Genomic DNA, 12,312 nt, shown 5'->3' on the forward strand with positions numbered 1-12,312 from the left:
ATAGTATGATTGCTTCATACGAATAAAAAAGGAGAAATATATTATGAATCTGCGAAATTCATTGACTTTCCAACTTGGTACGATCATTGCTGGTATTTTAGTCGTGATGTTAAGCATTAGTTCATTTGCTACATATATCACAGCATATAATAAAATATATGAGGCTGCAGGAATAGAAGCTTATGGCTGTGCTAATATTACGACAGGTTTAATCGCTGCTGCTGATGTTGAGCAAGCTTTAAATGGTAACGATGCGAAAAAGCAAGAAATGAGCGATGCTTTGAATTGGACAACGGCACATAAAAATATTTTTCAAACACAGTATATTTTAACGCTTGAAGGGACACTGCTAGCACTTGACCAGCATCTTGTGCAGGACGGTTTTAAAATTGGCGATGCATTTTATGTTGATGAGAAAGCTGTAAGCGCTTTATTACAGGACAAGCACCCAACATATTCTGAAATATACACTTATGGTGGGATGGAGCGTTTATCAGGCTATGCGCCTATTTTCAAAGACCATGACCCAACGAAAGAAATTATTGCTATTAGCGTAATCGATTTTGATGCAAATATTGTTAAAGAGCGTACTTGGGATGTTGTACGCAATGGTATTTTAATAAGCATTTTCCCAATGTTTTTAGCGTCGGTAATTACAGGCTTCTTAATTCGTCGTAAAGTAAAGCCAATTAGCATTTTAATTAATCAAGCGAAAGAAATTGCAAATGGTAATTTAGCCGTTGATAAAACAATGATTAAAAACCATGATGAAGTAGGCGATTTAGCTTTAACTTTAAATCAAATGATAGACAATTTGCAAAGCATGATTTTATCAATGCGTCAGACATCACATACGCTATCTAGTAATGCGGAAAAGTCAGCAAGTACGTTGAACAGCATGACAGATACAATGAAGAGCGTAGCTGACAATATTAGTGAGGTTACAGGCTCAATTACTGGTGGGATGCACAATGCAGAAAAAGCGAGCGATGCACTTGCTGATTTAGCAAAAGAACTGCAAATAATGAAAACGAAGGCAGACCATACTGTAGAAAATTCTCACACGACATTGAAAATTGCACGAGATGGGGAGCAGCGTGCATTAGACATTAACAATGATATTGCCCTTATTCAAAAAGGCTCTGATGAAGTAAGCCAGACAGTTGAAAATTTAGTTGCATCTGCAACAAAAATTCAAGCAATTACGACAACGATTTCAGAGATTGCTGCGCAAACGAATTTGTTAGCACTCAATGCATCAATTGAATCGGCTAGAGCAGGTGAGCATGGCAAAGGCTTTGCTGTTGTGGCAGAGGAAGTACGGAAGCTAGCAGAGCAATCAAATCGTGAAGTGTCACAGGTGGAAACATTGGTGCAGGACATTATGGTCAATATTGAGCATGTGATTGCATCATCTAAGGACAATACGAAATATATCGAAAAAGGAACAGAAACTGTAAAGCTTACGACTGAATCTTTACATGCCATTTCGCAGGCAGTAACAGAAACAGTAGAAGAGATTATTGGTATTTCCTCAATGATGACAGCAGAGGCAGAAAAATCGGAGCATGTCGTACAAATGATTCAACATCTAACAATTGCGATTGGGGAAATTGAAACAGCGATGAACAGTCTAACGAGCGCTACTCTACAAACGACAGATAGCATCGACGAAGTAGCACAAAGCTCTAACGAAACAAACGAAATGGCCCATACATTAAACGAGCACGTGAAAGTATTTACATTGAAGGAATAAAAATTAATTATAGGATGCATCTGTGGCAAGGTTAAATCCCATTAGCTGGAGTGGCAATATAGCAAAATAATGGTTTTTAAAATTTGAGAAAACAGGTAAAGGGATAACGTTGTCTGAGCCTAAGGTGCAGATTTGGAAATGCTGAATAAATAGTAGGGTTGGAGGGGCGTCTCAAAAGCAGTGCATTGCCTGCTTTTGGGACGCCTTTTGCGCTGTATTTTCAAAGGAATCACTAGATAAAATAGGGTGTAAGCGCCAATTTTAAAATGATATTTTTCAGCTGTGCGAAAGGGAAGTTCATTCTAAATACATTACACACAAGCAATGATTACGTGATGTATATATTATGTTGCTCATAGCTTCCGATAAATATAGGTTCGTATAATGCACCTGATAATTTCATTGTTCAAAATTAATGAATTGAAATATTAGAAATTTTAAATGCTTCATTTTGGTCAATGATGACGGTGTAGGTTTTGTATCGGTCAAAATATTCATAATCGCCAGTGGCACTATAGAAATCAAAGGTTTCATTTGTCTGAACAAGGTATTTTCCACTTTCATATGTGACATTTAAAATATCATTACTAAGGAAGTGGAAAAAATGCCCCTCATAGGAGATATCATTAACATAATCTTCTAGCTCTTCATAAGCAACGCCTGTTACCATGTCTGCAATCCAATAAAAATTACTGTCGTTTAATGCATATTCATAGTACATGCGGAAAGACTGAACGAATTGACCAGCTAATAGGGCATCATAATCCTCTTCATAATACACCTCATTATCGCTCTCTCCATATGAATAATAATTATATATACCAGCTGTAGCCAATATATTTTCGCGTGTCATTGGCTGTGCAATCCATTCATCAAAATAGGAGGTCATACTATAAAGAGGAATTGAAAAAGCAAAGTTCATGCTTGTTTCAGATGTATATACTAATGAATTAATACCAACAACCTTACCAGAGGTCGCATCAACTAAAGGTCCTCCGCTACTACCTTTGTCTATTTGAGCATCTACTTGATAAATTTGCTTGTAAATAAAGCGGTCAACTTGCTCATCTCGATTTTGCCCTGTAATATAGCCAGGGGAAGCTGTGTTTTCAAAGCCTTGGGGGCTACCAAATGCAATGACTTCTAAACCAATGGGAGACTCTTTACTTTCAACTGCAAGTGGCTCCTCATTTTCGTAGTCAGGGACATGTAATAGTGCAATATCAAAATGCTCAGAAATACCAATGACTTTTGCTGCATATTCTTGCCCATTAGAATTTCGCACGCTAACATCAATTTCGCCATCTACTACATGCGCATTTGTTGCGACATAACCACCTTTAGCATAAAGGAATCCAGAGCCAAGAGAATTAGAGGTGATAATCGTAAATACTTTTTGTTGAACATTTTTAATAAGCGTAACACGGTCTGTTGAATCAGAAACTTGTTCAATTATTTTATCGTTAGCAATCGGCTGCATGTTAGTAACTGCTTTTTGAGAGTGGTTGTTTTCTTGTGTAAGTTTATAAACCTCCCAAACTCCATAGCCAAGCCCTCCAACAGCTAAAATTAACACTACTAAAAAAACTTGCATCCATATCGGCATTTTTGCCTTTTTTAAATCTGCTCCACAGGAAGAACAAAAATTAGCCTGCTCTTCATTTTGAGAATTACACTTTCTACATGTCATTTAACGTCCCTCCTTTATAGTACAAAATATTTATATACTTCTATAATAATATACCTACTTATAAAAATACTCTATATTTCTTGGAAAAGGTAGAACAATCAAAATTAAAAAAGAAAGTACGGAGTGTTGTTTCAATAATTTTAGTTGAAGGTTTCAATAAGTATTTTCCAGCCTATCCTTTATAATAGGAGATAAGAAAGGGGTGATGAGGATACTTGATGAACTGAGTAATTTAATCATATTTGCGGGAATTTGCTTCATCGCTACTTTGCTATTTATTTTTTCATTGAAATCATTTTTTTCTCAAATGGGCGTGCGGCGTCAATTGAAGAGGGAGCTGCGGCGAAATCGTGCAGAACTTCGACAGGCGAAGGGGAACAGGGCACAACGCTTTGAGGTATATAAGCGCGTATATAATAGTGCGATTTATAGTGGGCGTCGCTTTAGGAGGGCGCGGAGGCAAAGGAAGTATGAGCAACGTGTCAATGATGAGCTGAATTTGATGATTAAAAATCCGTTTACAGCACTATTTTCTTGGTTAAAGTCAATTATCTTTGGATTTGCTACGCTGTTTTTATTGCTTAGTAGCTTATTATTTGGCTCGATTGCTGTGGATGAATTTAAGGCATCCTCTTTAACATTACCAACAGTTAATCCACAAATCGCATTAAAGCTAGACAGCGATTTTAATTTTGATTTTGAAAGGCAGTTTAATCAGCTTTTTAATATGTTTACGGAGCGTTCAAATTTTACTATTGAGAAGGTTGCAACGACGAATATTACACCTGTTTATAAGGAACAGGATTATCCAGAGGCTGTAACGAATGCAGAGCAGCTAGGGCAAGCGATGGCGTTTTATATGGGACAATTTGAAAATGCTTTTAAGATTGATTATTACGGGGTAGCACCTAATTTACAGCAAGTCGTGGACGATGCGATGCAATGGCTTGGAGAGCATGAGCCTTATTTATCTCGTTTGCGTAGAGAGTTAACTTGGCGGGCTAAAGATTATCGCAACGGATATATCGAATTTCAAGTCGAAACGACATACGATATGACAGCCGAGCAAAATGCACTTGTAAAGGGAATGGTGAAGGAAATTGTGAATGCTATGCCAAGCGATTTATCCGCTGTAAATAAGGTTAAATATGTAAACGATTATATTGTAACGAATACAGTGTACAATTTGAATAGCGAGGCGAGTCCATATACACCATACTCCATTTTAGTGAATGGTGAAGGTGTATGTGAGGGCTATGCATTAACTGCATTGCTTTTATTAGAGGAGCTTGAGATAGAAACAAAATATATTTCGGGTGAGGTTATTTCAGGTGAGCTACATGCTTGGAATTTAGTAAAGCTTGATGGTGAATGGTATCACTTAGATGTTACCTGGAATGACCCAGTGCCTGACCAAGGTAATAAAGTGTTTTATAATTATTTTTTAATTTCCGACCAGCAAATTTCAAAAGACCATTTTTGGGATGTTTCTGCATTCCCTGCTACTGCAAAGGAAGGATATATGTAGCGGGGAGCCTTCTAACTAAAAAGATGGATAAAGCTATCCATCAAACATTAAAGAAAAAGAAAATAACTACAATTTTTAAAAGTGCCAAGCCAACAGCTTGGCCACTGAAAAACTTATAAGTGAATGTAATGTTAAAAAGGAGTTAATTCGTTCAAATTTGAACGAATTAACTCCTTTTTCAGTGGTATTTCTTACTCTGCTTCCTTCATTAAGGTTATAATTCTTTTGAGATTCACGGCGAATATGGTTGTTGCCCCTTGTATCTGCATACCAAATAGACCCGCGGAATTGGCTGTTTCATACCCGTGTCTATGTTTCAACTCACTATTTTTCGCCTCAATTTTATAGCGCGATGTTGCTTTTTCTTTAAATTCATCGCTATTTTGAAACGCTTCCTGCTCTTCATGTTCTGTTGATTTAATCGTTACGGAATAGGTTTTACTTTTCGCACCTTCCTTGTAACAACCTTCACGTAACGGGCAAACCTTACATTTTTCAATATCAAAGTAGTAAGTTTGTGCTTGGTTTTGCCCTTGGTTTTTCTTTCCTGTCCGTGCTGTTCGAATAGCCATATGCCCTGCTTTACAAACATATATCCCTGCATCTTTATTGAATTCAAACTCATCTTCTTTAGCTCGACTTCCATGTGTGATTCGCGGATTTAATTTCGATACTAATTGAAGCTCGTTTTCTTTCGCATAGCGAATATTATCCTTCTCTGAATAAGCTGCATCCCCAATCACTGTATCAATTTCCATACCTGTTTCCTGACTCTTTACATTTGATAACGCTACTATATAATAAAACAGCGATGTATTCCCAATTTAAATTAGGAATGAATCGCTGTTTTTAAAGTATTATTTTATCTCTATGAAAGCTACTTCGTTGATTGGAGTGTAGGGCGCCGACTCCTGTGGGATTAGCGGGACAGGTGAGACCCCGCAGTGGAGCGAAGCGACCGAGGAGGCTCACCGCCCGCCCCACGGAAAGCGTGCGCTCGGAACGGAAATCAATCGTTTTAGCGTAATACCGATTCATGGGGACTTTTTCAGTGGCCTCGCCAACAGCTTGGCACTTTTTTGCTTACACAAAAAAATTTCTAACAACATATGATGATATAAAGTTTTGTAAGAGAAGGGGGAAATGGATTGCTGAAAGTAGTGAGTGAAGCATTTTTTAAGCACTATATAGACCGAGAACTTCATATAAAAGGTATAAGATGGTATGTGTGGATAGGCTCATTAAGTTTAATTATGCTTATGATGTTTTTCATACTTTATGCATATCCAAGCACACAAAAATTTAGATATATCATCGGTAGTATAGTATGTGGTATTGCTTCAGTAATTTATTTTAAGCATGAGAAAAATAAGAACAGTCACACTCAACTAGGGAATGAAAAGGAAACGTTTCAGGGAAATATCCAATTAATGAGGAAGGTATTAATAGAAAATAATATTATTAAACTTGAGCAACTTAATATGTTAATAAACTTAGCGGAGGCAGAGCTGACAGGTCTACGATTAAGCGAAAAATTGAGAAAATGGCTATACGGTATTATTTCGACCATTCTTATCCCGAGCACTGCCTTTGTATCGACATTAATCGGTAATTATGAGCAAACAATTAACTATGTATTACAGGTTTTTTCACTTGTTTTAATGCTATTAGTTATTTATCAGCCAATTAAATATTTATTGTATTGGTCACTTGATACAGAATTTCATCAAATGCTCATTTTGAAGCGCCATCTTGAGGATGTGAAGATGTTGGATTATGTAAGATAAAGTATCTAAATATACCCCTATAATTTTATACAATGTCAAGCGTGTTAAATATATAAATATTGTTTATAAATTAGCGTGTTTTATTAAGGGAAAATGCCTTTTATTAGGCATACACTCATTGATTGGAGACTAAAGGTAGAGAGGCTAATATCGCCATGTCCTGTGGCAACGCCTCTATAATCAATATCGTGTAGATTTCGAGCTAAAAATCCATTTATTTCAGCGAATGCAGAAATAAATTAGTTGAAGCCGTCCCCCGTAACGAAAATCAATGAATTACTAGGCATTATCTGTAAAATAAAAGATAATCAACACGCTTGATACAATGTAGTAGTATTTTGTTAACAATATTATAATCTTATCTATAATAAATCTACGAATAAATGCTTTTTATTTCATCTCAAAAATACAAAGAAATCACCTTTATGTGCATTTCAAAAATACAGTTGTGTTATTTCAATATACAATGTATGATTATTTTACAAAAAAAAATCACAACTTAGATTGACGGGGGAAAGAAATGAAAACATTGTTCGACAAATGGAATCGCATTAACCTTGTAAGTAGAATTGTTGTCGGTATTATTATCGGTATTGCTTTAGCGTTAGTGGTTCCAGAGACTGTAAGTGGTATTTCGATTTTAGGTACGTTATTTGTTGGTGCATTAAAGGCTGTTGCACCTATCCTTGTGTTTATATTAGTAATTAATGCCCTTTCCTCGCATGTTAGCGGTAAGGCAACAAATATGAAGACGGTTATTGTGCTTTATGCAATTAGTACATTTTTAGCTGGATTTGTAGCAGTAATTGTGAGCTTTATTTTCCCAACAGCGCTGACATTAAAAACAGGTGCTCAGGAAATTGCTCCGCCAAGCGGCGTTATGGAAGTATTGCAATCATTATTATTTAATATCGTGACAAATCCAGTGAGTGCAATTATGAATGCCAATTATCTTGGCATCCTAGCATGGGCTGTCTTACTCGGTATTGCGTTAAGGGTATCAAGCGATTCGACAAAAACTGTATTGGCGAATTTATCAGATGCCGTGACGAAAATTGTGCAGTGGATTATTAGCTTAGCACCAATTGGTATTATGGGGATTGTCTTTGATATTGTTTCAACAACAGGTTTATCGGCATTACAGGAGTATGGTCGATTAATTGTTATTTTAGTCGCAACAATGTTTTTCATAGCGTTAGTTATTAACCCACTAATCGTTTTTATTGTGACTCGCCGCAATCCATATCCACTTGTTTTAACATGTTTAAAAGAGAGTGGTATTACAGCATTCTTTACACGTAGCTCAGCAGCTAATATTCCAGTAAATATGGCATTAGCTGAAAAATTAAAGCTAGATAAAGATACGTATGCGATATCAATTCCGCTAGGGGCAACAATCAATATGGCGGGTGCAGCCGTTACCATTTCCGTTTTAACGATGGCAACAGCACATACATTAGGCATAGAGGTTGATATTTTCACAGCAGTTATTTTAATGGCCTTAGCAGCAGTTTCGGCTGCTGGTGCATCAGGTGTCCCGGGTGGCTCTCTATTATTAATCCCACTAGCATGTAGCCTATTAGGAATTTCAGATGATATTGCTATGCAAGTCGTAGCAATCGGCTTTATCATCGGTGTTGTACAGGATTCCTGTGAAACAGCATTAAACTCATCGTCAGATATTGTATTTACAGCAGCTGCGGAGTATGCGAAAGAGCGCAAGCAATTATAATTGATTCATAGTGTTTTGAAAGGTCAAGCCTTTCAAGGCACTTTTTTTGCGTCAAAATTTCAGTTAATTCAGAAAATTATATTGAAGTTTACGTAAACGTCAATGCTATACTAATGAAAAAGTGGTGGGAGGAGATGATTTTGCAGACGATTCAAGAGGTAGCAAAGTTATTTAATGTATCGACAAGGACGCTTCGTTATTATGAAGAGCTCGGGCTACTTCATCCCGAGCGTTCCACAGGCAATCAACGAACCTTTTCTAAAAAGGAGCTAGCAAAGCTTAAGCTTATTTTTAGAGGGAAACGCTATGGGTTTTCGCTAGAGGAAATTAAAGAGATGGTGCTGCTCTTTGATATGGACCGCACAGGCATTCAACAGCTAGAGCGTACAGTTGAATACGGTACATTAAAAATGCAGGAAATTGATAAAAAAATAAAAGAGCTCACCCAAATGAAAGAAGAATTGCAGCAATTGCATAATAAGTTCAGTACAAAATTGGCGAATTTAAAGGGAGAGATGGAAGATGAATAGTTCAAATTTATTAGCGCGTAATGCAAGAAAGTATCCAACAAATGAAGCGGTCGCTTGTTTAGGCAAGCGTTTGACGTATCAAGAGTTGGATGAGCAGGCGACGCGATTAGCTAATGCCTTATTAGCACAGGGGGTTCAACAAGGGGAAAAGGTTATTATTTTTATGCCTAATGTACCTGAGTTTGTTGTAAGTTATTTTGCGATTCAACGTATTGGAGCTATTGTTGTTCCAGTTAATGCGAAATTTATGCTCCAGGATGTGGAATATGTAGCGAATCATTCTGAGGCAAAGGCAATAATAGCACATGAGGCAATTTTTGCTGCTATTGAAAATATAGAGGATATAGCTGTAAAAATTAAAACAGGTCAGGGCGCTGAAGGCTGGCTTCATTATGATACATTACTGGAGCAGGCAAGCACTAAGACAATTGAGTGTCAATTGAAGGAGGATGACCCGTCCACAATTTTATACACATCAGGTACAACAGGGAAACCAAAGGGCGTACTATTTAGCTATCGTAACATTTTAGCAGTTGCACATATGATTGCGATTGAGATGGAAGTAAAGCCAGAAAGCCGAATATTGTTAATGATGCCATTAACACATTCAGCGCCATTACATTTATTTTTAATGGCTGGTGTACTAGTAGGCTCAACAAATGTGCTCACACCGACATTTACACCAGATTTATTTATTGATTCTATCGAACAGGAAAAAACAACACATTTCTTTGGAGCACCAGTTGCCTACTTATTAACAGCAGGGCTACCAAGATTACAGGAGGCTGATTTATCCTCAATGCAGTGGTGGGTTTACGGCGGTGCACCACTATCACAAAATGAAGTTCACCTCGTACAAAAAGCATTCCGTACTAACAATTTAACATGTGTCTATGGCTTAACAGAGGCTGGTCCTAGCGGCTCGCTCTTATTTGGTTATGAGCATGCGGAGAAGGCAGGCAGTATTGGACGACGTGCGCCATTTGGGACGGAGCTGCGCATTGTCAATGAAAATGGGGAAGATATAGTCACTGGTGAAATTGGCGAAATTGTTTTATATGGTGAGGGCAATATGCTTGGCTATTACAAAGATGAGGCGGCAACGAAGGCGACATTTGTTAATGGTTGGCTGAAATCGGGTGATTTAGCAACTGTCGATGAGGACGGCTATATATGGATTGTTGACCGTAAAAAGGATGTCATTATTTCAGGTGGTGTCAATATTTATCCAAAGGAAGTGGAGGATTGTCTATTAAGCTACGAAGATATTTTTGAGGTAGCAGTGATTGGCATTCCGCATCCGCAATGGGGAGAAACGGTGAAGGCAGTTTACGCTGCGAAAACGGAAATTGACGAAGAAGCATTAAAGGCTTATTTAGAAAAGCATCTGGCAAAATATAAAATTCCACGAATTTACGAGCGAGTGGAAACGCTTCCACGCAATGCATCGGGGAAAATATTAAAGCAAACTTTAAAAAGCTAAGAGGTGAAAGCATATGAAGGTTTTACAGCAAGATGTAGCGAAAACAACTAATTTTTTTGAGGATGATGATACTTTACTAAAGGTACTGGAAAATATGCTGGATACAGAATTTTTAGCATATGCAACAAAGGAGCTTTCTCATTTTGGTGCGCTTTGTGCAGGTGAAATTGATGAGCGTGCAAAGTTTACAGACCGCCAAGGGGAACCAAGATTACAAAGGTATAATGCCTATGGTGAAGAAGTATCAGAAGTTTTAGTCAATGATGGCTACAAAAAGACACTTGAGCAAACATATAAAACAGGTATTGTTGGCTACGTTCATAAAGCTATTCCCGAGCTCGGTAGAAAGGGGAATTATGTGTACAGCTTTGCTCAAGGTTATTTATTATCTCAAACGGAGCCTGGCTTTTATTGTCCAGTAACATTGACGATGGCGACAGCCTATTTATTAGACCATTATGCAAATGAAGAGGTGAAGGCTCGCTTTTTACCGCATGTTTGTGCAACGGGTGATACAGAGTTATATGAGGGGGCTACATTTTTGACAGAGCGTCAAGGTGGCTCAGATGTTGGGGCAAATATTGTGGAGGCTAGACAGGAGGGAGAGTGTTTCCGTCTATATGGCGAAAAATATTTTGCCTCCAATGCAGGGATGTGTGGTGTGGCGATGGTGCTTGCGCGGCTGGAGGGCGCACCAACAGGCTCAAAAGGCTTAACATTATTTGCAGTACCATGGCGCCAGGAAAATGGGCAGCTCAATCATCTACGCATTCGTCGATTAAAAGATAAGCTAGGTGTAAGAGCGGTGCCTTCGGGGGAAGTGGAGTTTGACGGTGCCTACGCTTATATTGTGGGGGAGCAAAATAAAGGAATCTATTATATGCTAGAGGCTTTAAATTTATCAAGAATTTGCAATGCGGTTGCATCGATTGGCATTATGCGACGAGGCTTTATCGAAGCGAAGCATTATGTAACAAATCGCTATGCCTTTGGGAAGCCATTAACGCAATATCCGATGATACAAGATTCACTTAGCAAATATGCAGCGAAATTACATGTTGAGACCGCCACAGTTTTTGATCTTATTCAGCTTTATGATAAGGTGACGAGCGGGCATGGTACGGAGCAGGATATTATTATGAATCGCTTAAACATTGCGATAATGAAAAAAGAAACAGCGGAGCAGGCTGTTCATTATGCAAGTGAAGCAATCGAACTACATGGTGGCAACGGCTATATTGAGGACTTTGTCACACCGCGTTTATTAAGGGATGCGCAGGTGCTTACTGTCTGGGAGGGAACAGCCAATATTTTGGCATTAGAGCTTATTCGCTTAGTTGATAAATTTAAGGGGCATGAATTATTTGTTAACGTGATGCGTGAGCGTTTAGCACAACTACAGGTGAATGAATTAACACAAATTGTGGCGGAGCAATTAGATAAACTAGAGGTGATGTTGCAAACATTTAGTTCATTAGATGAGGCAACAAAAACCTTTGAAGCAAAGCAAGTAGCAGAAAAAATGGCGCAGCTTTATGAAAGTGTTGTAGCAGTTGAATGGGCACAGAAATTCGGCGGTAAATATGAAAAGCTAGCCATTATTTATTTACAGCAAGCTTGGGAATTACGTGAATTTGGCACTGCGATGACAACGGTGCAGTATTTCGAGGAGATTATTGGATAATAAATTTACAAGGCTGGGGCTGTCTGAAAGCCGAGCATAGCAGGCATTTTGGACAGTAGCGACGATGTTTCAATTCCTATAAACAGAAAACACCTCTTTTAAAAATGGGATGAACATTGGCT

General features: G+C 38.0%; 8 protein-coding genes and 1 pseudogene. 7 read left to right on the forward strand and 2 right to left on the reverse strand.

Annotated features, from left to right (window positions below; translation table 11 throughout):
• Nucleotides 1–43 precede the first annotated feature (43 nt).
• The gene (locus tag MHB51_RS16840; protein ID WP_066166863.1) at nt 44–1,756 is read left to right on the forward strand and encodes a methyl-accepting chemotaxis protein; all 1,713 of its coding nucleotides are present in this window, start codon (nt 44–46) and stop codon (nt 1,754–1,756) included.
• A 412-nt stretch (nt 1,757–2,168) separates the two neighbouring features.
• On the opposite strand, the gene MHB51_RS16845 is transcribed toward MHB51_RS16840, so the two are convergent.
• On the reverse strand, nt 2,169–3,446 hold the full coding sequence (locus MHB51_RS16845) for a trypsin-like peptidase domain-containing protein (RefSeq protein WP_342558656.1): 1,278 nt from the start codon (nt 3,444–3,446) through the stop codon (nt 2,169–2,171).
• Nucleotides 3,447–3,651: 205 nt separating this feature from the next.
• On the opposite strand from MHB51_RS16845, the gene MHB51_RS16850 reads away from it, so the two are divergent.
• On the forward strand, nt 3,652–4,974 hold the full coding sequence (locus tag MHB51_RS16850; protein WP_342559497.1) for a transglutaminase domain-containing protein: 1,323 nt from the start codon (nt 3,652–3,654) through the stop codon (nt 4,972–4,974).
• A gap of 191 nt (nt 4,975–5,165) precedes the next feature.
• On the opposite strand, the pseudogene MHB51_RS16855 reads toward MHB51_RS16850, so the two are convergent.
• Nucleotides 5,166–5,750: pseudogene (locus tag MHB51_RS16855) on the reverse strand (transposase); the annotation flags it as partial.
• Nucleotides 5,751–6,122: 372 nt separating this feature from the next.
• Between MHB51_RS16855 and MHB51_RS16860 the strand changes: the two are divergent.
• The 5 genes from MHB51_RS16860 (at nt 6,123) to MHB51_RS16880 (ending at nt 12,190) form a co-directional block, all read left to right on the forward strand.
• Nucleotides 6,123–6,761 (forward strand): hypothetical protein, encoded by a 639-nt coding sequence (locus MHB51_RS16860; RefSeq protein ID WP_342558657.1) that lies wholly within the window; start codon nt 6,123–6,125, stop codon nt 6,759–6,761.
• Between the two features lie 520 nt (nt 6,762–7,281).
• Nucleotides 7,282–8,493 carry a serine/threonine transporter SstT gene (gene sstT / locus MHB51_RS16865; protein WP_342558658.1) on the forward strand — a complete coding sequence of 404 codons (1,212 nt, stop codon included), beginning with the start codon at nt 7,282–7,284 and terminating at the stop codon, nt 8,491–8,493.
• 113 nt (nt 8,494–8,606) lie between these two features.
• Nucleotides 8,607–9,023, forward strand: a complete 417-nt coding sequence (locus MHB51_RS16870; RefSeq protein WP_342558659.1) for a MerR family transcriptional regulator — start codon at nt 8,607–8,609, stop codon at nt 9,021–9,023.
• Nucleotides 9,016–10,506 carry a long-chain-fatty-acid--CoA ligase gene (locus MHB51_RS16875; RefSeq protein ID WP_342558660.1) on the forward strand — a complete coding sequence of 497 codons (1,491 nt, stop codon included), beginning with the start codon at nt 9,016–9,018 and terminating at the stop codon, nt 10,504–10,506. Before MHB51_RS16870 ends, MHB51_RS16875 begins: the two co-directional genes overlap by 8 nt.
• Before the next feature lie 13 nt (nt 10,507–10,519).
• A complete protein-coding gene (locus tag MHB51_RS16880; RefSeq protein WP_342558661.1) occupies nt 10,520–12,190 on the forward strand; it encodes an acyl-CoA dehydrogenase family protein in 1,671 nt (556 codons plus the stop codon).
• Nucleotides 12,191–12,312 lie beyond the last annotated feature (122 nt).

Source organism: Metasolibacillus sp. FSL K6-0083 (assembly GCF_038630865.1).
Classification (GTDB): Bacteria; Bacillota; Bacilli; order Bacillales_A; family Planococcaceae; genus Metasolibacillus; species Metasolibacillus fluoroglycofenilyticus.